The sequence below is a fragment of the Exiguobacterium profundum genome, assembly GCF_001909285.1.
Taxonomy (GTDB): Bacteria; Bacillota; Bacilli; order Exiguobacteriales; family Exiguobacteriaceae; genus Exiguobacterium; species Exiguobacterium profundum.
The window spans coordinates 2,172,047-2,195,837 of record NZ_MRSV01000001.1; the positions used below are offsets into that span (position 1 = coordinate 2,172,047).

At 50.0% G+C, this 23,791-nt stretch carries 20 protein-coding genes, 1 pseudogene and 1 riboswitch; of the genes and pseudogenes, 1 reads left to right on the forward strand and 20 read right to left on the reverse strand.

All coding sequences use genetic code 11. The features are described 5' to 3' along the window. Window positions 1-47 precede the first annotated feature (47 nt). From BBB58_RS11265 to gmk, 13 genes and pseudogenes are all read right to left on the reverse strand, one after another. A complete protein-coding gene (locus BBB58_RS11265) occupies window positions 48-635 on the reverse strand; it encodes a thiamine diphosphokinase (RefSeq protein WP_074037285.1) in 588 nt (195 codons plus the stop codon). Beyond that, the gene (thiT, locus tag BBB58_RS11270; RefSeq protein WP_074037286.1) at window positions 632-1,207 is read right to left on the reverse strand and encodes an energy-coupled thiamine transporter ThiT; all 576 of its coding nucleotides are present in this window, start codon (window positions 1,205-1,207) and stop codon (window positions 632-634) included. Before thiT ends, BBB58_RS11265 begins: the two co-directional genes overlap by 4 nt. 72 nt (window positions 1,208-1,279) lie before the next feature. Then, window positions 1,280-1,380: riboswitch (TPP riboswitch) on the reverse strand. A gap of 20 nt (window positions 1,381-1,400) precedes the next feature. Next, a complete protein-coding gene (rpe, locus tag BBB58_RS11275; protein ID WP_074037287.1) occupies window positions 1,401-2,057 on the reverse strand; it encodes a ribulose-phosphate 3-epimerase in 657 nt (218 codons plus the stop codon). Between the two features lie 3 nt (window positions 2,058-2,060). Then, entirely contained in the window at window positions 2,061-2,948 is an 888-nt protein-coding gene (gene rsgA / locus BBB58_RS11280; RefSeq protein WP_074037288.1) for a ribosome small subunit-dependent GTPase A, read from the reverse strand. Window positions 2,949-2,990: 42 nt separating this feature from the next. Continuing rightward, the gene (gene pknB / locus BBB58_RS11285) at window positions 2,991-4,940 is read right to left on the reverse strand and encodes a Stk1 family PASTA domain-containing Ser/Thr kinase (RefSeq protein WP_074037289.1); all 1,950 of its coding nucleotides are present in this window, start codon (window positions 4,938-4,940) and stop codon (window positions 2,991-2,993) included. 5 nt (window positions 4,941-4,945) lie between these two features. After that, window positions 4,946-5,680: a Stp1/IreP family PP2C-type Ser/Thr phosphatase gene (locus BBB58_RS11290; protein WP_074037291.1), complete on the reverse strand. Its 735-nt coding sequence runs from the start codon at window positions 5,678-5,680 to the stop codon at window positions 4,946-4,948. Window positions 5,681-5,688: 8 nt separating this feature from the next. Further along, window positions 5,689-6,774: a dual-specificity RNA methyltransferase RlmN gene (gene rlmN, locus BBB58_RS11295; RefSeq protein WP_015881342.1), complete on the reverse strand. Its 1,086-nt coding sequence runs from the start codon at window positions 6,772-6,774 to the stop codon at window positions 5,689-5,691. A gap of 3 nt (window positions 6,775-6,777) precedes the next feature. Beyond that, window positions 6,778-8,109, reverse strand: a complete 1,332-nt coding sequence (gene rsmB / locus BBB58_RS11300) for a 16S rRNA (cytosine(967)-C(5))-methyltransferase RsmB (RefSeq protein ID WP_074037292.1) — start codon at window positions 8,107-8,109, stop codon at window positions 6,778-6,780. Next, entirely contained in the window at window positions 8,096-9,496 is a 1,401-nt protein-coding gene (fmt, locus tag BBB58_RS11305; RefSeq protein ID WP_074037293.1) for a methionyl-tRNA formyltransferase, read from the reverse strand. Before fmt ends, rsmB begins: the two co-directional genes overlap by 14 nt. Before the next feature lie 11 nt (window positions 9,497-9,507). Continuing rightward, a pseudogene (gene priA, locus BBB58_RS11310) lies at window positions 9,508-11,832 on the reverse strand (primosomal protein N'). Then, window positions 11,829-13,019 carry a bifunctional phosphopantothenoylcysteine decarboxylase/phosphopantothenate--cysteine ligase CoaBC gene (gene coaBC, locus BBB58_RS11315; RefSeq protein WP_074037294.1) on the reverse strand — a complete coding sequence of 397 codons (1,191 nt, stop codon included), beginning with the start codon at window positions 13,017-13,019 and terminating at the stop codon, window positions 11,829-11,831. The pseudogene priA and the gene coaBC overlap by 4 nt, the downstream one beginning before the upstream one ends. 58 nt (window positions 13,020-13,077) lie before the next feature. Then, window positions 13,078-13,287 (reverse strand): DNA-directed RNA polymerase subunit omega, encoded by a 210-nt coding sequence (rpoZ, locus tag BBB58_RS11320; protein WP_015881337.1) that lies wholly within the window; start codon window positions 13,285-13,287, stop codon window positions 13,078-13,080. Beyond that, window positions 13,287-13,934 carry a guanylate kinase gene (gmk, locus tag BBB58_RS11325; protein WP_074037296.1) on the reverse strand — a complete coding sequence of 216 codons (648 nt, stop codon included), beginning with the start codon at window positions 13,932-13,934 and terminating at the stop codon, window positions 13,287-13,289. The genes rpoZ and gmk overlap by 1 nt, the downstream gene beginning before the upstream one ends. Window positions 13,935-14,065: 131 nt before the next feature. On the opposite strand from gmk, the gene BBB58_RS11330 reads away from it, so the two are divergent. Continuing rightward, on the forward strand, window positions 14,066-15,757 hold the full coding sequence (locus BBB58_RS11330) for an Rqc2 family fibronectin-binding protein (protein WP_074037298.1): 1,692 nt from the start codon (window positions 14,066-14,068) through the stop codon (window positions 15,755-15,757). 46 nt (window positions 15,758-15,803) lie between these two features. On the opposite strand, the gene BBB58_RS11335 is transcribed toward BBB58_RS11330, so the two are convergent. From BBB58_RS11335 to carB, 7 genes are all read right to left on the reverse strand, one after another. Beyond that, complete coding sequence (locus tag BBB58_RS11335) at window positions 15,804-16,742, reverse strand: FUSC family protein (protein WP_074037299.1); 939 nt, start codon at window positions 16,740-16,742, stop codon at window positions 15,804-15,806. After that, the gene (locus tag BBB58_RS11340) at window positions 16,739-17,569 is read right to left on the reverse strand and encodes a hypothetical protein (RefSeq protein WP_074037301.1); all 831 of its coding nucleotides are present in this window, start codon (window positions 17,567-17,569) and stop codon (window positions 16,739-16,741) included. Before BBB58_RS11340 ends, BBB58_RS11335 begins: the two co-directional genes overlap by 4 nt. An 89-nt stretch (window positions 17,570-17,658) precedes the next feature. Then, the gene (pyrE, locus tag BBB58_RS11345) at window positions 17,659-18,285 is read right to left on the reverse strand and encodes an orotate phosphoribosyltransferase (RefSeq protein WP_074037302.1); all 627 of its coding nucleotides are present in this window, start codon (window positions 18,283-18,285) and stop codon (window positions 17,659-17,661) included. Further along, complete coding sequence (pyrF, locus tag BBB58_RS11350; RefSeq protein WP_074037304.1) at window positions 18,269-18,973, reverse strand: orotidine-5'-phosphate decarboxylase; 705 nt, start codon at window positions 18,971-18,973, stop codon at window positions 18,269-18,271. Before pyrF ends, pyrE begins: the two co-directional genes overlap by 17 nt. Then, window positions 18,948-19,874 (reverse strand): dihydroorotate dehydrogenase, encoded by a 927-nt coding sequence (locus tag BBB58_RS11355; protein ID WP_074037305.1) that lies wholly within the window; start codon window positions 19,872-19,874, stop codon window positions 18,948-18,950. Before BBB58_RS11355 ends, pyrF begins: the two co-directional genes overlap by 26 nt. Continuing rightward, the gene (locus BBB58_RS11360; RefSeq protein WP_074037307.1) at window positions 19,871-20,590 is read right to left on the reverse strand and encodes a dihydroorotate dehydrogenase electron transfer subunit; all 720 of its coding nucleotides are present in this window, start codon (window positions 20,588-20,590) and stop codon (window positions 19,871-19,873) included. Before BBB58_RS11360 ends, BBB58_RS11355 begins: the two co-directional genes overlap by 4 nt. Further along, window positions 20,587-23,790, reverse strand: a complete 3,204-nt coding sequence (carB, locus tag BBB58_RS11365; protein WP_074037308.1) for a carbamoyl-phosphate synthase large subunit — start codon at window positions 23,788-23,790, stop codon at window positions 20,587-20,589. Before carB ends, BBB58_RS11360 begins: the two co-directional genes overlap by 4 nt. Window position 23,791: the final 1 nt, after the last annotated feature.

Genomic DNA, 23,791 nt, shown 5'->3' on the forward strand with positions numbered 1-23,791 from the left:
CGAACGAATAAATCCCAGCGGCATTCGCCGATGGGATTTTTTTTTGTTTATTTTTTGACGAGCATAACGAGGGCCATTCCTTCATGAACCGTCAACAAGGCAAGCTCTTCGCTCCATTCATTTGAAATGGTCAACGCTTGCGCGCTATGGACCGGATGACGCTCGAGTGGATATTTGACCCCATCAATTGAAATCGTAGCGGTTTTCCAAGGCATGAAAGACAAGTAATGTTCATCTAGTTTTTTAATCTCATAACTTCCTGGCCGAGCGAAAAAAATCGTTTGACCCGTCCCATGAAGAACCATCCCCGGATACGATTCGAGTAGACCGACGTTCGCGAACGTCATATCAACTCGACCACCGAGTGCCCCGTACACGTCCATCTGGGTCGCCCCTTGATCGATTGCCAACTGAAGCGCAATCTCGAGGTCGGTCACATCCTTTTCAGATGGATAACGTAGCGCTTCCTCAGGAGGTGTTCCGACAAACGAATCAAAGTCCCCGACCACGACGTCGACATCAATCCCTTCATCTAATAATCTCTGATATCCGCCATCGACACCGATGACAAAATCGGCATCACGCGGTAAGTCCGGAATAGGTTCCGGACTCGCCGCGACGATCAAGATGTTCATTGACGAATGTCCCGTGTCGCGACACGCGTGAATCGCGGAGCTGTCGTGAAGAGTAAGACTAATACGATGGCTGAGATGACAAACGACGGAACCATATAAGTTGCGTTATAGCCAAGTGAATAAGCCACGACCGGACCCTCCGCATACTCAGCGAAAAAGACAATCCCTGAGATGACGTGAGCCGCATAACGCAACGCCGACCCGATCAATGCGCCGAGCACCAAATAGGTAGCGAGCGTCTTCGTCGCGCCTTGACCAGCGGTCTGTTTCACACGTCCGGCAAAGACACCGGCCACGCCGACAAGTCCGTACGCAACCGTATAATCGAGCAAGAACTGAACTGGCGTAAAGATATAGGCTCCGAACAAGAGTTGAAGCGTCCCGACGAGCGCACCAGTCGCAAGTCCCCCTTTCAATCCGTGACGAAACGCCATCACAAAGATCGGGAGCATCGCCAGACTGATTGATCCCCCTTGTGGCAAACGATATGGGATGAGTAAATCAAAAACTAGCCCAAGCGCTGCGAACAATGAAATTTCGATGAGTGCTTGTAATTTAAAACGTGATTTCATCTTTCTTCCTCCTTTATTGTGTGAACGACAAAAAGCAGCATGACGTAAACGCCATGCTGCTTGGATTCGCAACGTGCATTTTCGCCACATCCCTACGTCCGTGTGAACGGAACAGGTTCAAAGGGTTAGCGTATGCCTCTCAGCCACATCATGTGACACCCCTTGCGACTCTATCTTGTTGTTCTACCGTCGATTATACACGAGATGCGCCACGAATGCTATCGATGGCTGCTTTATAATCCGGTTGATTGTAAATGGCCGAACCGGCAACTAGGACATCTGCCCCTGCATCAATGCAACGTTTCGCCGTCTCTTCGTTGACACCACCATCAATCTCAATTTCAAAATCGAGCTGACGGTCTTTGCGAAGCTGACTGAGCGCCGAGATTTTCGGTACGACGGATTCAATGAACGCTTGTCCACCAAACCCTGGATTGACGGTCATGAGCAATACCATATCGACATCTTGAAGGATATGTTCAATCGTAGAGAGCGGTGTGTGCGGGTTCAAGACGACCCCACATTTCGCCCCTGCCGCTTTGATTTGCTGCAAGACTCGATGTAAATGGTTCGTTGCTTCCACGTGAACAGTCACAATGTCTGCCCCCGCCTTGACGAAATCTTCGACATAGCGTTCCGGTTGATCAATCATCAAATGCACATCGAGAACCATGTCTGATTTTTTGCGCAATTTTGCGAGGACTGGTAGTCCAATCGAGATGTTCGGCACGAACTGCCCATCCATCACGTCAAAATGGATATAATCCGCCCCCGCATCTTGAACGGCTTTCACTTCAGCCTCCAAATTGGCAAAGTCGGCTGCTAAAATTGATGGTGCGATTTTAATCATCTGTCAATACCTCCGTTTACGATCGTTTAACTCCTCCATAAAGGTAACATAATTCTCATAACGAGTTGAAGCAATTTTGCCATCTTCTAAGGCTTGTTTAATGGCACAGCCCGGTTCATTGATATGGACGCATCCCCGGAACTTGCAATCGTCGTGACGTTCCACAAATTCTGGGAAGCACCATCTTAGTTCATCCGCCTCGAGTTCTTGAGGAAACTCGAGACTAGAAAATCCTGGCGTATCCGCCACAAGCCCGTCGGCCAATTGAATGAGCGTGACGTGACGCGTCGTATGTTTCCCACGACCGAGTGATTTGGAAATTTTCCCTGTGGCCAATTCGAGTTCAGGCGCGACTGCGTTTAAAAGCGAACTCTTCCCGACACCTGTTTGACCGGCAAACACGCTCGTCTTCTCTTTGAAGAGTCCCCGTACTTGATCGACCCCATCCGAAAGCTCCGTCGACGTTTCAATCACGTCATATCCGATGGCACGATAGCGGGCGACCGCTTCTTGAATCGGTCCGGTCTCTTCTTCACTGAGTAGGTCCATCTTCGTTAACACGATGATTGGATGAATCTGTTTGGATTCGATCAATACGAGGAATCGGTCAAGCAAATGATAAGAAAACGCCGGTTCTTTCACAGAAAAAAGTAGAAATGCCTGATCGATGTTGGCGATTGGTGGGCGGACGAGATGGTTTTGACGTTCCTCCACCTCTAAAATATAGCCTGTCCCATCTTCTTGATCTTGAATGACAACGTCATCGCCGACGACAGGTGAGATGTTTCGTTTCCGAAAATTCCCTCTCGCCCGACACCGAATCTCTTGATTCGACTCGGTCATCACATCATAAAACCCGCCTTGTAAACGAATAATCGTTCCTTTCAATATGACTACCTCCCTTAAAAAAGAGGTGACGACACCGTCACCTCTTTATTGTGCCTCTTTGGCCTGTGCATATGTGACTGAATCCGTTCGGACGATCTCACCATCGACTTCAATCGTTGCGGTCCCGACTTCGTCCGGAGCAATGACGAGCGTATACGAGTATGTTGTCGTCTCTGTGATTTTATCCCGTAACACTTCAATTTCACCACGCGCATCGACCGTACGAATCACGACCTCCACGGCTTTCGGTTTCTTGTCTTTTTCCGGTTGCTCGACTTCGACGCTCACTTCACGTTCGATGGAGACGTCCGTCGGTTCAACCCCTTCCGATACGATGACCGTAAGTTCCGTTCCCGGATCGACTGCCGTACCCGCCGTTGGAAGTTGACGGATGATTTGACCTTTAGGAACACTTGTCGAAAACTCATCCCGTCTCACGATTTTTAACTTGTTTTGATCGGCATAAGTCGATGCCTCGTCAAACGTATATCCCGCGAGATTCGACAGTTCGACTTTGTTGCTTCCTGTCGACACGACGAGCGTCACCGTCACTTCTGAAGGAACGACCTCCTCGCCTGGGTCGAGCGATTGCGAAATCACATCTCCGCTAGCGACTGTTTCCGAAGCTTCTGTTTTGATTTCAAGGTCACTGAACGCCAAATCTTTTAACATGCGTTCAGCTGCTGTTTGGGACAATCCTTCCACATTTGGCATTTCGACGGTTTCTTTCCCGGCCGAAACGACGATGGTCACCGTCGTGCCTCGTTTTGGTTTACGCCCTTCTTGTGGGTTTTGCGAAATGACCTCGCCTTCTTCGACGTCATCGCTCGCCCGCTCCGTCACTTCGACGACGAAATCGGCATTCTCAAGTTCAGACGTGGCATCTCCGATACTCATTCCAACGACATCCGGAACGACGGCTCGTGACATTTCATCGGCGACCACGTATGCCGCAATGCTCCCCCCAATCAGGAGCAACACGAGTAAAATCCAAATCCACCATTTGCGTTTCTTCTTTTTGACCGGAGTCACCGCTTCAGGTTCTTGCTCGCTAGACGCTGTGACCGGGGTCTGAACCGGTGTCTCTGGTTTTTCTTCAGGCATGACCGGAGCCATGACGAGCGTTTGATCGAACTCATCCTGACTGGCCGGAACACGTCTCGGCTCATTGGCGCGTTCACGGCTTAATGCCGTCATGCAGTCTTTCTTAAAGGCTGCGACCGAAACATGACGGGCACCTGGTGACTTCGACAATGCTTGCATGACGCAGTTTTCGAGTGCCTGTGGAATATTCGGATTCAAGTCCATCGGTCGAATCGGGTCATCTTGCAAATGTTGAAGCGCAACGGCGACCGGTGTCTCGCCAATGAACGGGACACGACCTGTCAACAATTCGTACAGTACGGCACCGAGCGAATAAATATCTGACTTTTCATCAGCAAATTTACCGCGTGCTTGCTCAGGTGAGAAATAATGGACCGAGCCCAGCACAGACATCGTATGCGTCAACGTCGCATTCGACATCGCCACGGCAATCCCAAAATCAGTCACCTTCACGTTACCGTGCTGATCAATCATCATGTTCTGCGGCTTGATATCACGGTGAATGATTCGATTCGCATGGGCATGGTCAATCGCATCACAAATCTGTCCCATGATGCGTAGCGCTTCATCGACAGATATGTATTCCTCTTGCAAGTATTGTTTTAACGTCACCCCATCGACGTGTTCCATGACGATATAGTACAAATCTTCTTCATCGCCGACGTCATAGATCGCCACGATGTTTGGATGGTTCAGACTCGTAGCCGCATGGGCTTCTCGCTCGAACCGACGTATAAATTGTTCGTTATGTGAGAATTCAGATCGCAACACCTTGATGGCGACGGTTCGGTTTAAGATCTCGTCATGAGCCCGGTAGACATTTGCCATGCCTCCGCTGCCGATTTGTTGTTCGATCCGATAACGATCGTTGATTCGTTCTCCGCTTCGCATCGGATTCATCCTCTCTTTCTATCTGTGAATTGAACGAGGGCGACCGTGATATTGTCGCTCCCTCCCAATTGATTGGCTTCTGCAATGAGTTGCTCCGCTTTTTGTTCGGCGGATGCCGTTTGTTGTAATACGTGTTGAATCGCCACATCGGTCATGTGTGTCGTCAATCCATCCGTACAAATTAAAATCACATCAAACTCAGGGTCAGCGAGCACTTGCACGTCAGGTTCGACTTGTTCGCTTGAACCGATTGCCCGGGTGATGACATTTCGTTTCGGATGAACCCGCATCTCTTCTTCCGTCAATTCACCGAGTTGTTTGAGCACATTGACGTAAGAATGGTCCTCCGTAAGACGTCTTAACTCATTCGCCTGGAGCGCATAGACGCGACTATCTCCGATATGGACGATGACCACCGTCTCTTCATTCCAACAAACAGCTGCCACAGTCGTTCCCATCATGACAAGATTGGACTGCTTCGCAAATTGCAACACTTGATCGTTCGCCAAATCGATGTGGTGGCGGAACCATCGTTCGATTTCGACAGGGGTTGTCGGGAGAGACGGGAACGCCCGTCTAAATTCTTCAATCACGATTTGACTCGCAACCTCTCCCGCTGCATGCCCACCCATTCCGTCTGCAACCAGGGCAATCCCGGTTATGGCATCACCTAAGATTAAAACTGCATCTTCATTTTGTGTGCGTACTTGTCCACGATCTGTTCGAAATGCTAATTCCATCTTTCTGATTACCTCGTTTCTTGTTCGCGCTCCTTCGCTCGAAGCTGTCCACAAGCGGCATCGATGTCCGACCCTTGCTCGCGACGGATTGTCACATTCACATTGCGGTCTTTGAGCACTTTTTCGAAGGCAAATATTTGAGCTCGCGGTGTCCGTACATAGTCACGTTCGAGTACATGGTTGACGGGAATCAAGTTGACGTGACATTTGATTCCTTTTAACAGGTCTGCCAAGAGATGGGCATATTCTTCCGTATCGTTGACACCACCAAAGAGTCCATATTCAAACGTGATGCGACGTCCGCTCTTCTCTGTGTAATAACGGACCGCATCCATCAACTTGTCCAAGTCAAAGGCACGGTTGATCGGCATGAGCTTGGTACGCAATTCCGTCGTCGGTGCGTGAAGTGAAATGGCGAAGTTGATTCGCATACCTTCATCGGCAAACTTGTAAATCTTCGGAACAATCCCACTCGTCGATACCGTGATGTGTCGTGCTCCGATGTTGAGTCCATTGTCATGGTTGACAGTACGTAAGAAACGCATTAACTCATCGTAGTTATCGAACGGTTCGCCGATTCCCATGACGACGATAGAGTCGACGCGCTCTCCTGTCGCGTCTAATGCACGTTGTACGTCGAGCACTTGAGCTGTGATTTCCCCGGCTTCTAAGTTTCGTTTCAAGCCGCCGAGTGTCGAGGCACAGAACGTACATCCGATCCGGCAACCGACTTGTGTCGTGACACAAATCGAGTTTCCGTATTCGTGACGCATGAGTACCGTTTCAATTGAGTACCCGTCCTGAAGTTCAAACAAGAACTTGATTGTGCCGTCTTGGGATTCCTGCTTGACCAATTCTTTTAACGTCGTCAATTGGAACGATGCCTCTAATTTGTCGCGAAGCGCTTTCGGAACGTTGGTCATATCATCAAAAGTCGTGACCCGTTTGACATACATCCAATCATATAATTGTTTCGCACGGAATGCCTTTTCTCCTGCCTCGATCACCCATGCCTCAAGTTCTGGAAACGTCAACGAATAGAGTGACGGTTTTGCGCCTACGAGTGGATTCTTTTCTACTGCTTTTGGATTCATGTTTTATACCTCTTTCTTAAATGCGGCGATATAGAAGCCGTCGGTCCCGAATGTCGTCGGTAATAATTTTAGTTCAGCACGGTCCGATTCCATCATCGGACGAACAGATTGTGGGAGACGACCTTTGAGCGTTTCGTCCCACATCAACCCTTTCAACAGAATATAGTCAGCCTGCGTCTCATTTTCAGACGGGTCGATTGTACATGTCGAGTAAACTAGCGTACCACCTGGTTTGAGCAGTGGCAATACGGCATCAATGATTTGTCTTTGTATCTTTGGTAAGTTTTCGAGTTGAGCTTTGTCCTTCGTCCATTTAATATCCGGCTTTCGACGAATGACGCCAAGGCCCGAACAAGGGACATCTAAAAGAATCCGGTCAAAACTTTCTTCTTCAAACCGTTCACCTGCTAAACGAGCATCAAGGGCAAGTGCGGTCACTCCATTGATGTGTAGACGTTTGGCTTGTTGATCAATCAATTTTGCTTTATGTGGATGAAGGTCAAGCGCGGTGAGCGATCCACCTTGCATTCGCTCTGCCGTATGCATCGCCTTGCCGCCTGGCGCGGCACATGCGTCTAGGATGACATCGTCTTTCGACACGTTGAGTGCATCCGCGACAATCATGGAGCTCTCATCTTGAATCGATAGAAGACCTTCCTCGATAAACGGGGTCGCATGAACATTGCCAGACTCTACGACAAGTCCATCAGCAGATAGTTCAGAACGTGACGTCATGACGCCAGCGTCAGCCAACCGGTTCATCATCTCATCCACTGAAATACGCTTTCGGTTGACCCGAATCGTAACAGGAGCAGGTTCATTGTTTAATCGGCAAATCGCTTCTGCCGTTTCCACACCATATAACTCAATCCAATCTGATACGAGCCATTCCGGATGACTGTGCTCGATGGCGATTCGTTCTGCATCGGTCAAGCCACTAAAGTCCGGAAACCCTTCCCGAAGCACATTTCGTAACACCCCGTTTACGAATTTGCTCGTTCCGAGGTGATGACCTCGTTTTTTCTTGATTTCTACCGCCTCGTGTAGGACGGCCCGGTCGGGTACTTTATCAAGATAGAAGAGTTGATAAACGCTCATCCGAAGAAGCGGGAGGACAAACTTGTCTAGCTTCTTCGGCGAACGGATGCGGTCTTTCAAAATATAATCGAGCGTCCCTTTGCGACTGAGCGTCCCATATACGAGTTCGGTATAGAGACCGACATCTTTTGGGGCAACTTTTTTTTGTTTCAATGTATCATTGACGGCAATCGTCGAATACGCGCCGCCTTGTTCAATTTTCATCAGCGTATCAAGCGCTGCTTCACGTACGTTCATGAGTTCCTCCTAATCGGTCGCCAATCCGTAGCTTTTGTCCGGCGCCACGCATGAAGGTTGCACCATCCATCCGTTTCTTACCTGCGGGTTGCAAATCGGTCACTTTGATTGCTACGTCGTTCCCTGTCGCCACGACAAATCCGTCTTCTTCCAGACGAATGACTTCTCCCGACTGTCCCGTTCCTGTCGTTTTTTCTCCCATTTTCAATTTCACTCGTTCGCCTTCAAGCGTTGAATAGGCCGTCGGGAATGGATTCATTCCTCGAATATGGTTGTAGATGGACTCGCCATGCTTCGTCCAATCAATCTGTTCACGCTCACGGCTGATGTTCGGAGCAAACGTCACGTCTCGCTCGTCTTGAGGCACCGCCTCAATCCACCCTTCCAAGAAGGCCGGAAGCGTACGGATGAGAAGATCGCTTCCTGCTACAGCCAGTTTATCAAATAAAGACCCGACTGTATCCGTCTCTTCAATAGGTACGATGGTATTGGCAATCATGTCCCCTGCATCTAACTTGTCGACCATGTACATGATCGTCACACCTGTCTCCGACTCCCCATCAAGAATGGCTTGATGGATCGGGGCACCTCCGCGATATTTCGGAAGGAGGGAGGCATGTACGTTGATGGCTCCGTGAGGCGGGGCTTCTAGTAAGGCGGTCGGCACGATTTGTCCGTACGCCGCCGTCACAATCAAATCAGGCTTCAGCTCTAAAATTTCTGCATAGTCTGTGCGCACTTTTTCAGGCTGCAACACGGGAATACCGTGACGAAGCGCACACTCTTTTACTGGAGTCGGCTTAAGTTCACGTTTTCGCCCGACCGGTTTATCCGGTTGCGATACGACACCTACGACATTGTATCCTTCTTCAAGCAGTCGCTCAAGTACCGATACGGCGAACGTCGGCGTCCCCATGAAGACGATGCGTTTGTCTTTTCCAGGGTTCGGGACGGCGAGCTTGTCTGTGAACAAGACGCCATCCAAATGATCCATCTCATGTTGAATCGCACGAGCGAAAAAGCCGCTCGCTTGAATCGTATGTGTCCGCCCTTTCAAATCTTGATTCTTGACGACGATCGACTCGTGTCGTTCCACGAATCCGAATTCGCCTGGGATGCTCAAACATCCCTCTAGTCCAACTTCTCGACCGGATGTTTCAATGATTTCCGGGTTGATCAAGACGAGCGGTCCCGTCTCATCATCGGTATGGACGACCGCGAGCCGCTGGTTCAAATTGACTTGCGGTGCCGCGACACCAACTCCGTCATACTCATACATCGTATCAAACAATCGGTCGACAGTCTGACGCAATTTTTTATCAAACTTTTTCACCGGTTCGCACGTTACGCGCAAAATGTCATTAGGTACTTCTACTACTTTATACATGTCTCTCCACCTCACATGAATACGTATGGGTTCACATCGATACTCATTTGATATTCTTTCTTGCTGATTGCTTTGGCTCTCGCTTGCTGTAATCGTGCCAGCTCCACATAGAGTGCTTCGGGTTGTTTTGTTTTAATGAATACTTGATAACGATAGGCGTTCTTCAACTTCGATAACGGCGCGGGCATCGGTCCATTCAGGCGGCTGTTCTCCACGTGCGCTTGTAAAAAGTCTGATGCGAACAATTCTGCCTCTGCCTTGGCGACAAGGGGATTTTCCGCCGAAAACGTGACGAGCGTCAAAAACCAGTAAGGCGGATGGTTCCCGACTTGTCTGAGTCCCATCTCTTTGAAAAAAAATGTCTCATAATCATGTTCACTCGCAGTCTCGATCACATAATGGTCCGGGTTATACGTTTGAACGAACGCCTCACCCGGAAGTTTTCCGCGCCCGGCTCTTCCTGCCACTTGGGTGACGAGTTGGAAGGTGCGTTCGGTCGCCCGAAAATCAGGCATCCCGAGTGTCGCATCCGCCGCGAGTACCCCGACGAGTGTGACGTTTGGGAAATCGAGCCCCTTGGCAATCATCTGCGTGCCAAGTAAGATGTCGGCCTCCCCTTCTTCGAAACGACGCAACAACTGCTCATGTGAACCTTTTCGAGACGTCGTATCCTGGTCCATTCGGATGATGCGCGCTTCTGGAATCCTGTTCAACAGTTCCGTCTCGATTTTTTGTGTGCCCGACCCGAACTGTTTGATTTTCTTACTATTGCAGGATGGACACGTCGACGGCATACTGACCTCATAACCGCAGTAGTGACACTTCAACCGATCTCCATATTGATGATATGTCAAATTGACGGCACAATGCGGACATGTCATGCCTTCCCCGCAGTCCCGGCACATGACGAACGTCGTGAATCCACGACGGTTCAATAAAATGACGCACTGCTCTTTTTTCTCGATCCGGTCGAGAATCCCTTGGAACAATTCTTCCGAGAACATCGTCGTATTGCCTTTCGCCAATTCACGTCGCATATCGATAATGTGGACCGGTGGCATCTCTCCACCATACCGTTCTTTCAAATGCAAATAGTGATAGACGCCTTTTTGTGCCCGAGTTTACGATTCAAGTGAAGGGGTCGCACTGCCCAACACGACGGGACACCCATGATAGCGGGACCGCCAGATGGCAACATCGCGCGCATGATAACGAGGATTTTCCTCTTGCTTGTACGTCGTCTCGTGCTCTTCATCTAAGATGATGAGACCGAGTCGGTCGAGCGGGGCAAAGATTGCAGAACGGGCACCAACGACGACGTCGACTTCATTTCGTTTAATCTTACGCCACTCGTCGTACTTCTCACCTTTAGACAGAGCGCTATGCAACACGGCGACCCGATCGCCGAAACGACGTTTGAAGCGTTTGACCATCATCGGAGTCAAACTGATTTCGGGAACGAGTAAGATGGCTTGTTTCCCTTCATCGATGACTTGTCCGATTGATTCTAAATAGACTTCGGTCTTCCCGCTTCCCGTCACACCGTGGACGAGTAACGTCTCACCCGCGTCAGCCTCATGAATGGCCCGAACCGCGTTGGCTTGACTGTCGTTCAATTGAACCGATTCCTCGACTTGCTCGATTGTCGCGTACGGGTCACGATTCAACTCGACCTCGGTCAATCGAACCGCTCCGAGTTCCGCAAGTTTCTGCAGTTGTGGGCGAGTCAGCCCAATTTGGCGAAGTGCCGACCAATACATGCGTGGGGTCTCCTCAAGTTGGCGGACCGCTTCTAGTTGTTTTTTCGCACGTTTCGAGACGACTGTCGCATCGAGGAGTTCGACGACGACGTCTGTCTTAACGGTCTTCTTTTCTTTTAAGACGGGTGCTAAGGTCAGCTCCCCTTTTTTAGCGAGTCCTAGAATGACTGACTGAACTTCTTTCGGATACTCCGATAAATGCGTTCCGAGACGGACCCCATCAGGGACTTGTCCTTCTTTGATTTCTTTGTCATAACTGACCTTGAGCGCGGCCGGAAGCATCGCAAGCAAGGCGGATGAACGAAAGCAAAGTGTCGTCTCTTTCACATGGATGGATAAAGCGAGCAGTTCGTCAGTGAGTGAAGATTCCTCATCTAACAGCGCTTCTAACGGTTTCAATCCTTCCCTCGTCCCATCTGACGTACCAACAACGATTCCGAGGAGACGTCGTGAGCCGAATGGGACGGAGACGCGCATGCCCGGTTCAATCAATGCTTCAAATTGTTCAGGTACTTCATAATCAAACGGACGGTCAATCGTGATCACCGGTGCATCGACATGTACATGTGCAATCATTGGACCGCTTCCTTAAAATGTGTGAGCAACTCGAACGCCAACGCTTTCTTCGATTGTTTCGGAAGTCTAAGTGACGTCCCGTCAGCTTGGAACAAGACGACTTCATTGTCGTCCGCCCCGAATCCGACGTCACTGCCAGACACATCGTTCGCCACAAGGTAATCGACGTTTTTTCGCTTCATTTTAGCTGCCGCGTGCTCCTCGAGTCGTTCCGTCTCAGCAGCAAATCCGACCAACACTTGATGGGTCTTCTTTTCACCGAGTGATTTTAAAATGTCTGTCGTTTCTTCAAGTTCAATCGTAAGTGGACCGTGGACTTTTTTATTTTTTTTCGAATGAATCGTTTTTGGACGATAATCCGCAACTGCCGCTGATTTCACGACGAGGTCTGAATCCTCAAAACGGCTTGTCACTTCGCGCAGCATCTCCTCACTTGACTTGACGGGAACCGCTGTCACGCCTTCCGGGACAGGAACTTGGAGCGGCCCGTGGACGAGCGTGACACGGGCACCCATGTCCCGAGCCACCTCAGCGAGTGCGACGCCCATTTTCCCTGACGAATCATTGGATAAGTAACGGACGGGGTCGATGCGTTCGACAGTCGGGCCAGCCGTGATCAAGACATCTTTTCCAAGATATAGTTTCGGAACGAATTGGCTTTCGATGATGCGAACTAAGTCTTCCGGTTCAGGCAGACGTCCCCCGCCAATCCATCCGCAAGCCAAGTTGCCGACACCGGGTTCAATCAACTGATAGCCGTATGATTTTAACGTCTCGATGTTCCGCTGAGTGGCAGGATGTTCGAGCATGTTCACATTCATCGCCGGTGAGATGATGACCGGGCATTTCGCAGCCAAAACGGACGTCGTAATGAAGTCATCCGCAATCCCGTTCGCCAATTTTGCGATCGTATTTGCCGTCGCCGGAGCCACGACAATCAAATCGCTCGAGTCGACGACATCGATATGAGCAATCTTTGTCGGGTCATGCTCTTCGAAAACGTCCGTATAGACCGGGTTGCGACTGAGCGCCTGGAAGGTCGTCTGACCTACGAATTGTTCCGCCGATTTCGTCATCGCGACGCGAACATTCGCTCCGGCTTGAACCAATTTCGATGTGAGCGCACACGCCTTGTAGGCGGCGATGCCACCACTCACACATAATAAAATAGTACGATCCTTCACCATTCCCAAACTCCCCCTTATAGACAATGAGACCCAAGTCGCAAACGACTTGGGTCACACTTCATCCGTTGTTTTTTTCGTTCACGATGATTGTCGTATCACCCGAAAATAGTTCTTCTAACGCTTGACCGACCGGCTTATATGATTTTGGCTCGGCGACTTTCGGTGCTTTTCCATCTTGAATCTGACGCGCCCGTTTTGCAGCGACCGTAACGATCGTGTATTTTGACGGGATAGTACGTTGTAAGGCATCAATCGAAGGGTATAACATTAAATGACCTCCATCATGGCTTTTTTATAGAGTGTTTCAACACGTTCACGTTTACAATGCTCGGCTGTCACGATCGCTTTAATTCGATCGATGGCTTTGTCGACCTCGTCGTTCGTGACGACATAATCGTAGGCGTCCATCAACTCGATTTCTTCACGCGCGACGAGCAGGCGTTGCTTAATGACTTCTTCTGACTCCGTGCCTCGTCCGATGAGACGATTGCGAAGTTCTTGAAGACTTGGTGGTGCCAAGAATAAAAAGACGGCTTCTGGGAGAAGTTCCTTCACTTGGAACGCCCCTTGCACCTCAATTTCAAGAATGACATCTTGGCCGCTTTCGAGCGTTTCACGCACCCACTCTACAGGCGTCCCGTAATAGTTACCGACAAATTCGGCATGTTCAAGCAGTTCTTTTTGTTCGATCATCCGTTCGAACTCTTCTCTCGATTTGAAGAAGTAATGCACTCCTTCAACTTCCCCTTCACGTGGTTTTCGGGTCGTCGCCGACACCGAATATTGAAGGTTGTTGTCCTCTTCCTCGCGAAGAGCACGGCAAACGGTCCCTTTTCCGACACCGCTCGGTCCAGACAAAACGATTAATAATCCTCGTTCTTTAAAATTCACTGCAAGCCCTCCATCTTCTAACATCACATTTAATTATAATAGCAGTCAATCAATTGTCCCGGCAAGAAGAAGTTCGGATTTCCTACTCCATCGTACCATATTTTCTGTTTTTCTGATAACGTAGAGACAGAAAATGAACAAAGGTGATGAGATCATTGGCTTATGATGGATTAATGACATATCGTGTCGTACAAGAATTACAATCGCTCGTCGGAGGGCGAATCAACAAGGTACATCAACCGTATTCGCTCGATTTGATGCTTCAAATTCGCTCGAATCGTAAGAACGCGCAACTCTTGATATCAGCAAACGCGATGTATGCCCGTCTTCAGTTGACGGATACACCGATTAAAAACCCACAAGAACCGCCGATGTTTTGCATGATGCTCCGCAAACATGTGGAAGGTGGATTCATCACGGCGGTCGAACAAATCGGAAGGGACCGTGTCATCGTCATATCGGTCCGCTCTCGTAACGAGCTCGGCGATGAAGAATCGAAGAAAGTATACATCGAATTGATGGGGCGCCACTCGAACGTCGTCTTGACGACGGAAGAAGGCAAAATATTAGATGCAATCAAGCATCTACCTCCTTCTCAAAACACGTATCGGACCATCATGCCGGGTAGTGACTATCTCCTTCCTCCGGAACAACATAAGTTCGATCCATTGACCGAGATGACAGAAGGATTGAAACGAATCGATTGGAATGCCGGCAAGCTCGATAAACAGATAGTCTCCACGTTCGCCGGTGTCAGTCCGCAAATCGCACAGGAAGTGGTTCATCTCGCAAAAACGCCGAATCGAGATTCCTTACAGCAAGCATTTGAGAACGTCCTTCGTCAACTCGATGGTCCCTACGTTTTCCAACAACTTGCGAATGGTAAAGAACGATTCGCTCCGATTGCATTGACAGCCGGGGACATCGAAACCGAGGAAACGTATGAATCGAGTAAAGAAGTGCTCGACCGTTTCTACTATGAAAAAGCGAACCGTGACCGTGTGAGACAACAAGCGCACGATGTCGAACGTCTCCTTAAATCAGAACTCGAAAAGAATCAATTAAAACGGCGTCGTCTCTTAGACGACATGAAGGCGACGGAGCGGGCGGATGAGTTACAAAAATACGGCGAGCTGTTGACGACGTATCTATTCCAACTCGAAAAAGGGATGCGCGTCGCCGAAGTCGTCGATTATTATGACGAGAACGGTGCAATCCTCTCCATTCCGCTCGACCCACTCAAAACACCGAATGAGAATGCGCAGCAATACTATAAGAAATACAACAAACTAAAAGTAGCCAAAGTCGAAGTGAAGAAACAGATGGAGTTGAACGATGCAGAAATCGAATATTTAGAGACGCTCATCGCCCAACTCGACGTCGCTTCCCCGTCAGACCTTCTTGAGATTCGCGAGGAACTTGCAGAAGAAGGCTACATCCGTCAAAAACGTCAAAAGAAAAAAGTGAATCCGAAAATTTCGCTTGAAGCGTACACGTCCTCGACCGGAACAGAATTCTTTGTCGGGAAGAACAATACGCAAAACGACCATCTGACGTTCAAGTTCGCACGACGTGATGAGATTTGGCTTCATGTCAAAGATATTCCTGGGTCTCACGTGATTATCCGCTCGACGGAACCAGACGAGACGACATTACTAGAAGCCGCATCAGTCGCCGCCTACTTCTCGAAGGCACGTGCATCAAGTGGCGTACCTGTCGATTACACACGCGCCCGTTTCGTGAAAAAACCGAGCGGTGCGAAACCGGGATTTGTCATCTATACAGATCAACAGACCGTCTACGTGACTCCGAATGAGCAATTGATGAAGTCATTGAAACAATCGTAAACATGAAGACCCGTCATGATCATGGCGGGTCTTCTACGTATAGAGTTCAGATTTTCGGATCATGCTTAAACGCCTCGAGCTGTTCATGATAGTCGAGCAAATGCCCGTGTAAAATTTCTGAAACGGATAAATCTTCATGTGGAAGTTTGAAGAGCGAATAGGGCTTGTCACATGTATAGAGAATGTCGTGATGATGCGCTAGTAAATATAAAAATTCTGACTCAAATGCCTGACGCTCTTCCTCGCTCATCAACAGGAAAGCTTCTCGATGCTCGGCGAGGCTCTCTAGCAACAAGACCAGCTTGTCTTCAAGGTGAATCAACAAACGGTATTGTTTGATCGTCATATATTTCAATTTGACGTTCGTCACTTTCATGTCCTCTTGGAGCATCATATGAAGCTCCTGATGGCCAAGGATGCGGGCTCGCGTTTCTAGCAGCTCTGCCGGGGAACCGACGAGTTCTCGCCAGTGATGGAACAAGTAAGAAGAAGTCTTACGTACCTCGTTCAATAACCGGTCCTCATAACGAGGAGGCATGAACGCGTAATTGACACCGAGTGAAACAAATACACCAACCGCCGTTAATAGAGAACGGGTCCACGCATAATGGAAGAAGTCCGATGTAGGACTTTCGAGCATCATGACGATGGCAAATGCCGCATACGTCGACATGTGGGTTTTATCGAACGTCGTGTTAAGCGTGAGCGAAACGATGACGGCTAATCCAATCGAGAGCGGATTGACACCGAACAAATAGACGATGAAGAGCCCGCACATAAGACCGACGACCGTTCCGAATATGCGACTGAATACGATTTTAGACGATCGCTTGACGGTCGGTTGCATCGCCACAACTGCTGCGATGGCTCCCATCCCTGAATAAATCCCGAAGATATACCACGAGATGGCAACGGTGATGGCGACGGCAATTCCAGTTTTTAACGTACGTAACCCGATTTTCGGGATGTATCGTTGTCCATTCATTTGAGTTCGACCTTTCCTGTCTCAGAAATCAGTTCCACCACCGGTCGATTCGATGTCGACAATTGATACACACCCGGTTCGACTTCTTCGTAACGGTCGCTACTCGAGACTTTTCCGGTCGTCGTCACGTTCACTTGTCCTGTCGCATGTTTCGGCGCGTAACTAAGCGTCCCAGCTTCCGTTTGGATGGTCATCGCTTGATTGACGACAACATCGCTGACGGTCGCATGACGATAAGAGCGAATGTCACCGTTCACAAGTCGTGCCGATTCGATAGTCGTATCGCTTTTCGATTCAATCCGTAGACGATCACTATCAATCTGTTTCAAATTGACGGCATTCACATCCATAACAATCGTCTTCGCATTCAATCCTTGTCCTGTCACCTGCTCCGCTCCCAGATGAACCGATGTCATCGAGCTCGGCAAAGCGACTTTAATTTTGTAGCGCGACGGTTCATCGCTCGCTCGACTTCCGAAATAGCTGAACCATCCATATCGCTCGACGACGTAGATGGTATCCCCGACTGACTTGACTTTGATGCGGCGTTCTTTCGAATTAGTCTGCATCACTTCAATCTGTACCTTTTCATTTGGACTACGAACGAATTCCACATTCCCATGGTCTGTTTCGAGTCGCAATTTCTTCATTTGATATCGGTCTTCATACTGGTCTCCTAGCGCTAATAAATGGCTGAACACAAATAAATTCACTAAAAAGAGCGCTGGGATGATTATCAAGACGAGACCGAAGGCGACTTTACGATGTTTTGGAATTGCACGAAATCGTGCGTTCCATGTCTTCTCTTTGCTTCTTGAATACGCCATATGCCTCTCCTTTTCGAATCACTTCCGTTATTTTACCATGAAGTATGACATATGCCGAATCGAAAAAGAATCCGCCCGAAGGTGGATTCTTAAGAGGTGACGAGGTCGCTCCAGGCACGAGGATCTTCTTGCCAGTCGCGAAGCGAATCGAGCTCCGAACGGTTTAGAACGCCCGTACTCTCTGCCACTTCAATCAATTCTGAGAACGTTGTCAACGATGTTGCCGTCAGATCTGCATCGCTTAGATTCTTCTGAAGAACCGGTAATCCGTACGAGAAGATGGCTTGAATCCCAATGACGTCACCACCCGCCTGACGAATCGCCTTCGCCGCATCGATACTCGACATCCCGGTCGACAATAAATCCTCGATGACGAGTACTCGAGCGCCTGCCTCGAGTCTTCCTTCAATTTGATTGCCTTTCCCATGCCCTTTTGCATTCGAACGGACATAAATGAATGGAAGCCCGAGTCGGTCAGCGAGCAATGCCCCGTGAGGGATACCTGCCGTGGCCGTCCCTGCGATCACATCGACATCGGTCGGATTCACTGACTTCACCAATCCATCGACGATGACTTGACGCACTTTCGGATAACTGAGTGTGAGTCGATTGTCGCAGTAGATCGGACTCTTCAATCCGCTCGACCATGTATACGGCTCAGTCGGTGATAGTGTGACGGCTTCAATCTGTAAAAGTGCCTCAGCGATTTGTTTCATTCATTTGTCCCCATTCCTTCATAAATTGGTCGTACATGGCCATCGGATCAGTCGCACGTGTAATCGGTCGGCCGACGACAATTGAGTGAACGCCCGCCAATCTCGCTTCCTGTGGCGTCGCGATACGGACTTGATCATCCTCGGTTGCACCGAGTCGGATGCCAGGTGTGACCGTCATGAACGTGTTCCCTAGTTTTTGATGAATCGTTTTCGCTTCTTGAACGGATGCGACTACTCCGTCAAGTCCTGCCTGCTTCGCAAGTGTCGCTTGTCTGAGAACGGCTAGATCGAGTCGTCCAGCAATCCCGAGCTCTGTCTGCATCATTCGTTCATCTGTCGACGTCAACTGTGTGACCCCGATCAATCGAGTCGTATCGTTTGCCTGACGTAACCCGTCTAACGCATAACGCATCATCTTTTCGCCGCCTAATGTGTGGACATTCGTCACAGCCACCCCGAGCTTTCCGATTTGTCGCATCGTACGGCGTGCCGTCTCCGGGATATCGTGTACTTTCACATCTAGAAAGACCGGATAACCCTCGTCGACCAATTCTTCGACAAAGCGTGCGCCTTCCCGATAAAAGAGTTCCATCCCGACTTTGACAGCCGGTCGGTTTGAAAATCGTTTTAACAAATGAAACGCTTCGTCCCGCGTTTCAACGTCAAGGGCGAGATACAAGTTGCGCATAGGCCTTCCCCCTCACATCCAAAATATGTTCGATTCCGAGTGAATCAAGTCGTGCCGGTAACGCTTCAATGATTTCCTGACAGACGTATGGATTTTCAAAGTTCGCCGTCCCGACGGCAACGGCAGAAGCCCCCGCGTAAATAAACTCGAGCACATCGTCGACCGTCCGAACCCCGCCCATGGCGATGATAGGAATGTCGACCGCTTGTGCGACTTCATACACCATCCGGACCGCTACCGGTTTGATGGCTGGACCGGATAACCCACCGATTCGGTTCGCTAAAATCGGTCGACCTGTCTCGATATTGATTCGCATCCCTACGAGTGTGTTGATCATCGTCAAGCCGTCCGCCCCGGCTGCTTCGACGGCTCGCGCCATGTCGGTGATTGACGTGACGTTCGGAGACAGTTTGACATAGACCGGCTTACTTGAAGCCGCTTTGACGAGTCGTGTAAGTTCTGCGGCCATCACCGGGTCCGTCCCAAACTGCATGCCTCCACATTTCACGTTCGGACACGAGATGTTCAATTCAATGGCTTTAATCGTCGGGTCGGCACTGATTCGACGGGCGACTTCCACGTATTCATCTGGCGTCGAACCGGCAACGTTGGCGATGATTTCCGTGTCGAACGTCGAGAGAAATGGTAACTTTTCTTCGATGATCGCATCGACTCCCGGATTTTGAAGACCGATCGCGTTGAGCATACCCTGTGCCGTTTCGGCAACACGTGGGGTCGGATTACCGAATCTCGACTCCTCCGTCGCTGCCTTGATCATGATGCCTCCCAAAATCGAGAGGTCGTACAACTTCGCGAATTCCTCCCCAAATCCGAAACATCCGGAAGCCGGAATGATTGGATTTTTTAAACGAAGACCTGGTAACTCGACATTCAATCTCATAACAGCACCTCTTCCACATTGAATACCGGACCGTCACTACAGACTTTCACATAGCCGTCCGGCGCTTGACAGACACAGGCAAAACAAGCACCTATGCCACAACCCATCCGATTCTCGATCGAGAGATATCGTTCAGGAATTGGTGAAGCGGCGACTGCTTTTAACATCGCTTCCGGACCACAACTGAACAACACATCGGCTTGGATGCGTGCGAGGGGGCCAGTGACGAAGCCAAGCTCCCCGTGAGTACCGTCTACTGTCGTGATGATCGTCTCACCAAGTTCACGAAAGGCTTCTTCATAAAAGACGCTTTCTTTTGAATCAAACCCGAGAATTGCAATCGTTTCAATCCCCATCTCATGTAGTCGACGTCTGACGTAGTAAAGCGGTGGGACCCCAATCCCACCTCCGACCAGGACGACTCGCTTTCCATGTTGCGCCAGTAGAAAACCGTTCCCGAGCGGACCAAGGACGTCTAGCGTGTCCCCCACTCGTTTCCCTGCCAGCTCAGTTGTCCCTTCCCCAATCACTTTGTATAAGAAGGTGATTTCGTCCCCCTCGACGTTCGCCACCGATAACGGCCGACGTAACAGACCGGACGTCTTGATGTGAAAGAACGTCCCAGGGGCGACCTCCACCCCAGGGCAACGTACTTTCATTTCCATCGTCGCTTTGGCGATTTGCCGGTTGCTCACAATCGTCACGTCATGTCTCATACCATCACCCCGAACGTTGTGAATGCCGGGATGCTGACCGTCTGGAACGACAGGCTTTCAATGACTTGTAACAAGGCTTCGACCGTATCGAGCGAGGTCAGGCAAAGCGTGCCCTGTTCGGCGGCCGTTCTTCGAATCAAGAACCCGTCTTTCGTGACGAGTGCGTCGCGGCTCGTCGTATTGATGATCAAGTCGACGTCTCCACGCTCGATCACACTGAGCATCGTCTCACCGTCTTCTTGAATTTTCCCGACTCGACGAACACGCATCTGTTCCACTTCAAGACTATCAGCCGTCCCACTCGTTGCCATGAGGCGGAAACCGAGGCGGTCAAATCGTTTCGCCAAGGCGATGGCCTCGTCTTTGTCATGGTCGGCAATCGTCATGAGCACGTTCCCTTTCAAGGCGATGTTCATCCCTGCTGCAACGAGCCCTTTATAGAGCGCTTTTTCGAGCGTCCTTTCTGTCGCCATGACCTCTCCTGTCGACTTCATCTCGGGACCGAGCGATGGGTCTACCTCTTTCAATTTCGCGAACGAGAAGACCGGTACTTTGACCGAAATACTGTCCGACTCAGGATGAATGCCTGTCCCAAGACCTAGTTCTTTCAAACTCGTCCCAAGAATCGTTTGTGTTGCAATCCGTGCGACCGGTAACCCCGTCACTTTCGAGATGAATGGGACCGTCCGACTCGCACGTGGGTTTACCTCGATCACATACAGGTCATCCGCATAGACAAACTGGATGTTGAGAAGGCCTTTGATGCGGAACGCTTTCGCTAACTTGATTGTATAATCGACGACTTTTTGTTTCTGTTTTTCACTGAGTCGTTGAGGCGGATAGACGGCAATGGAATCGCCTGAGTGTACGCCGGCACGTTCGATATGCTCCATGATCCCTGGGATGTAGACGTCCGTCCCGTCACAGATGGCATCGACTTCAATCTCAATTCCTGTCAAGTAGCGATCGATGAGAACCGGTCGATCTTTCGAGGCGATGACCGCATGTCGCATGTACCGCTCGAGCTCTGACTGTTCATACACGATTTCCATCGCCCGTCCACCGAGGACGTACGATGGTCGAACGAGTACCGGATAGCCGAGCTCATTCGCACATGTGACGGCCTCTTCCACGTTTGTCGCAGTCTTTCCTGGTGGTTGAGCTAATCGTTCCGCTGACAATGTGGCTTCGAACGCCTTTCGGTCTTCGGCACGGTCGATATCTTCCAGCGTCGTCCCAAGAATTTTCACGCCGTTCGCTTCTAACGATGCCGCCAAGTTAATGGCAGTCTGTCCACCGAATTGGACGATGACACCTAACGGGTTTTCGTTCTCGATGACCTCTAATACGTCTTCTGTCGTCAAAGGTTCGAAGTACAATCGATCGGAGATGGAGAAGTCTGTCGAGACCGTTTCCGGGTTGTTGTTGATGATGATGGCTTCATATCCTGCATCTCGAATCGTTTCGATTGAGTGAACGGTCGCATAGTCGAACTCGACACCTTGTCCGATTCGAATCGGACCTGATCCAAGGACGAGGATGGACTCCCGGTCTGTCTTCACCGCTTCGTTCTCCACTTCATATGTCCCATAAAAGTATGGTGTCTCAGAAGCAAACTCGGCCGCACACGTATCGACCATCTTATAGACGGGACGAATGCTCCATTCTTTCCGTTTCGTGCGAACCGCTTCTGTATCCATCGACAGCATACGGGCGATTGCCACATCACTGAACCCTAGACGTTTCACATCCAGTAGACGTTCTGACGTCAACGGCTCCTTGATCAGTTGTTGCTCTGCCTGCCAGATCCGGTTCAATTTCTGTAAGTAGAATCGATCGATTTTTGTTTTTTTTTTTAGCGTTTCTACCGTGTATCCGCGACGAAGGGCCTCATAGACGATGAACAAACGCTCGTCTGTCGGATGAATGAGTCCATTCTCGAGATGTTCTGTGTCTAATGCTTGAAGTTGTGGAAGGTGGAGTTCTTCCATACCCAGTTCAAGCGAGCGAACCGCTTTTAGCAGAGCCTCTTCTAAATTCCGACCGATGGCCATGACCTCACCCGTTGCCTTCATTTGTGTGCCTAAGCGGCGATCCGCGGACTCAAACTTATCGAAGGCGAAGCGTGGGATTTTAGCGACGACGTAATCGAGCGCCGGTTCGAACGAGGCGTAGCTCGTCTCTGTGACCGGGTTTTTTAGTTCTGACAACTTGTAACCGACAGCGACTTTCGCAGCAAGCTTGGCAATCGGATAGCCTGTCGCTTTTGATGCGAGCGCTGAGCTCCGTGAAACACGTGGATTCACTTCGATGACATAGTACGTGAAACTGTCTGGGTCGAGTGCGAATTGGATGTTACACCCACCCTCAATACCGAGTGCCCGAATGATATCGAGCGAGACGCTGCGTAACATCTGATAATCCCGATCTGATAGCGTCTGCGTAGGGGCGAATACGATCGAGTCACCGGTGTGGACTCCAACCGGGTCAAAGTTTTCCATCGCACAGACAATGATGGCTTGGTCACTCGAGTCACGCATGACCTCGAACTCGACTTCTTTCATCCCGGCAATCGATTTCTCCAACAAGACTTGCGTAACAGGACTCGCCTTTAATCCAGATTCAACGATTTGCTCGAACGATTCCCGGTCATGGGCAATCCCGCCACCAGTTCCCCCGAGCGTGTACGCAGGTCGGATGATGATCGGGTATCCGATCCGTTCCGCAAATCCCCAGGCAGACTCGAGCGTATGGACAATCTCACTTTCAGGTACGCCGTGACCGAGTTCGAACATCAAGTTACGGAACTGTTCCCGGTCCTCCGCCTGAACGATCGCAGACAATTTTGTTCCAAGAAGTTCCACGCCACAATCCCGCAGGACGCCCCGTTTGTCGAGTTCAAAAGCCAAGTTCAAACCCGTCTGCCCGCCAAGCGTGGCAAGGAGTGCATCCGGACGTTCCTGCCGGATGATTCGCTCGACGAATTCTGGTTCGAGCGGTTCGATATAGACACGGTCCGCCGTCGTCGGATCTGTCATGATGGTGGCCGGATTCGAGTTGACGAGGATGACTTCGTAGCCTTCTTCTTTCAAGGCAAGACATGCCTGTGTACCAGCATAATCAAACTCCGCTGCTTGTCCGATTACAATCGGTCCTGATCCGATTACGAGGATTTTCTGAATATCTGGTCGTTTTGGCATG

Coding starts and splice junctions, on each gene's coding strand:
- BBB58_RS11265 (WP_074037285.1), bottom strand. CDS start 635: ATGAACATCTTGATCGTCGCGGCGAGTCCGGAACCTATTCCGGACTTA.
- thiT (WP_074037286.1), bottom strand. CDS start 1,207: ATGAAATCACGTTTTAAATTACAAGCACTCATCGAAATTTCATTGTTC.
- rpe (WP_074037287.1), bottom strand. CDS start 2,057: ATGATTAAAATCGCACCATCAATTTTAGCAGCCGACTTTGCCAATTTG.
- pknB (WP_074037289.1), bottom strand. CDS start 4,940: ATGCGAAGCGGAGAACGAATCAACGATCGTTATCGGATCGAACAACAA.
- BBB58_RS11290 (WP_074037291.1), bottom strand. CDS start 5,680: ATGGAATTAGCATTTCGAACAGATCGTGGACAAGTACGCACACAAAAT.
- rlmN (WP_015881342.1), bottom strand. CDS start 6,774: ATGAATCCAAAAGCAGTAGAAAAGAATCCACTCGTAGGCGCAAAACCG.
- rsmB (WP_074037292.1), bottom strand. CDS start 8,109: ATGAACGTACGTGAAGCAGCGCTTGATACGCTGATGAAAATTGAACAA.
- fmt (WP_074037293.1), bottom strand. CDS start 9,496: ATGTATAAAGTAGTAGAAGTACCTAATGACATTTTGCGCGTAACGTGC.
- coaBC (WP_074037294.1), bottom strand. CDS start 13,019: ATGGTGAAGGATCGTACTATTTTATTATGTGTGAGTGGTGGCATCGCC.
- rpoZ (WP_015881337.1), bottom strand. CDS start 13,287: ATGTTATACCCTTCGATTGATGCCTTACAACGTACTATCCCGTCAAAA.
- gmk (WP_074037296.1), bottom strand. CDS start 13,934: ATGTTAGAAGATGGAGGGCTTGCAGTGAATTTTAAAGAACGAGGATTA.
- BBB58_RS11335 (WP_074037299.1), bottom strand. CDS start 16,742: ATGAATGGACAACGATACATCCCGAAAATCGGGTTACGTACGTTAAAA.
- BBB58_RS11340 (WP_074037301.1), bottom strand. CDS start 17,569: ATGGCGTATTCAAGAAGCAAAGAGAAGACATGGAACGCACGATTTCGT.
- pyrE (WP_074037302.1), bottom strand. CDS start 18,285: ATGAAACAAATCGCTGAGGCACTTTTACAGATTGAAGCCGTCACACTA.
- pyrF (WP_074037304.1), bottom strand. CDS start 18,973: ATGCGCAACTTGTATCTCGCCCTTGACGTTGAAACGCGGGACGAAGCG.
- BBB58_RS11355 (WP_074037305.1), bottom strand. CDS start 19,874: ATGAGATTGAATGTCGAGTTACCAGGTCTTCGTTTAAAAAATCCAATC.
- BBB58_RS11360 (WP_074037307.1), bottom strand. CDS start 20,590: ATGAGACATGACGTGACGATTGTGAGCAACCGGCAAATCGCCAAAGCG.
- carB (WP_074037308.1), bottom strand. CDS start 23,790: ATGCCAAAACGACCAGATATTCAGAAAATCCTCGTAATCGGATCAGGA.